This window comes from Streptococcus sp. 4094 (genome assembly GCF_013277125.1).
GTDB lineage: Bacteria > Bacillota > Bacilli > Lactobacillales > Streptococcaceae > Streptococcus.
The window spans coordinates 1-1,760 of the sequence record NZ_VMMI01000070.1; the positions used below are offsets into that span (position 1 = coordinate 1).

At 37.0% G+C, this 1,760-nt stretch carries 1 protein-coding gene and 1 pseudogene; one reads left to right on the forward strand and one right to left on the reverse strand.

The window, feature by feature from the left end; translation table 11 throughout:
• Positions 1-352, reverse strand: a pseudogene (locus HT721_RS10725) (RecX family transcriptional regulator); the annotation flags it as partial.
• Between the two features lie 37 nt (positions 353-389).
• Here HT721_RS10725 and rlmD point away from each other — a divergent pair.
• The gene (gene rlmD, locus HT721_RS10730; RefSeq protein ID WP_173214647.1) at positions 390-1,745 is read left to right on the forward strand and encodes a 23S rRNA (uracil(1939)-C(5))-methyltransferase RlmD; all 1,356 of its coding nucleotides are present in this window, start codon (positions 390-392) and stop codon (positions 1,743-1,745) included.
• The last annotated feature ends 15 nt before the right edge of the window (positions 1,746-1,760 follow it).

Here is a 1,760-nt window from a genome sequence, read left to right on the forward strand (position 1 = left end):
GTTGATTGGCATTGATGCTAGCATAAGCGTATTGGCTATCATTGATCCACTTATCTTCTTTAAGATTAGCAATGGCTTGAGAAACTATGTTTTCATCAATATCGTATTTTTTTAGATATTCTCTGACCTCTTTTTCAGTGCGTGCTTTAAAGGATAGGTGGTAGAGGGCTAGATTTTTACCGTAAGAAAATTTGGCAAAGTCTTGAATCTCTTTCAATTCTTCTTCGCTTACCACCTTATCTCTTGATAACATAAAACGAACAATAGTATCTTCAGTAATGTAGCATTTGTCTCCATTATCAAGCTCCATCAGATAGAGTCTTTTTTTCTTTTCAAGTTTTGTGATTTTCATAGTTCTATTATAACTCAAAATGTGATAAGATAGGGGTATGAATCTGAAAGTGAAACAAAAAATACCATTAAAAATCAAGCGCATGGGAATTAATGGTGAGGGAATTGGCTTTTATCAAAAAACTTTAGTCTTTGTACCCGGTGCTCTCAAAGGAGAAGATATCTATTGTCAGATTACTTCTATTAAACGCAACTTTGTTGAAGCAAAATTACTAAAGGTTAACAAGAAGTCTAAATTTCGAGTTGTGCCAGCTTGTACTATTTATAATGAATGCGGAGGCTGCCAGATCATGCACCTGCATTATGATAAGCAGCTGGAGTTCAAGACGGACTTGCTTCATCAAGCGCTGAAAAAATTTGCCCCTGCAGGATATGAAAATTATGAAATCCGCCCGACGATTGGTATGCAGGAACCAAAGTACTACCGTGCTAAGTTACAATTTCAGACTCGAAAATTTAAGAATCAGGTCAAGGCAGGTCTGTATGCACAAAACTCTCATTATTTGGTAGAGTTGAAAGAGTGCCTAGTACAAGATAAGGAAACTCAAGTGATTGCTAATCGTCTAGCAGAATTACTTACTTTTCACCAGATTCCAATCACGGATGAGAGAAAAGTTCTAGGTGTTAGAACTATAATGGTCCGACGAGCAAGAAAGACTGGACAGGTTCAGATTATTATTGTTACAAATCGTCAGCTTAATTTAACCCAACTGGTAAAAGAGTTGGTTAAAGATTTTCCAGAAGTTGTGACAGTAGCTGTGAATACAAATACAGCTAAAACCAGTGAGATTTATGGTGAAAAGACAGAGATTATCTGGGGACAAGAGAGTATTCAAGAAGGTGTACTCGATTATGAATTTTCACTATCCCCTCGAGCTTTCTATCAACTAAATCCTGAGCAAACAGAAGTCCTCTATAGCGAAGCAGTAAAAGCGCTGGATGTTGATAAAGAAGACCATTTGATTGACGCTTATTGTGGAGTTGGAACGATTGGGTTTGCCTTTGCAAAGAAAGTTAAAACACTCAGAGGTATGGATATTATTCCAGAAGCTATTGAAGATGCTAAGCGAAATGCTAAAAGAATGGGGTTCGACAATACTCATTATGAAGCTGGAACAGCAGAAGAGATTATTCCTCGCTGGTACAAGGAAGGATACCGGGCAGATGCACTGATTGTGGATCCACCACGTACAGGTCTGGACGATAAGTTATTAGATACTATTCTTACTTATGTACCAGAAAAAATGGTCTATATTTCTTGTAATGTTTCGACTTTGGCTCGTGATTTGGTACGCTTAGTAGAAGTCTACAATGTCCATTATATCCAGTCAGTTGATATGTTCCCACATACAGCTCGAACTGAAGCTGTTGTAAAATTAATAAAAAAAGTTTAAAAAAGGTGTTGACAA

Bases quoted from the DNA above. Each gene is read 5' to 3' on its own strand.
- rlmD (WP_173214647.1), top strand. From the start codon at position 390: ATGAATCTGAAAGTGAAACAAAAAATACCATTAAAAATCAAGCGCATG.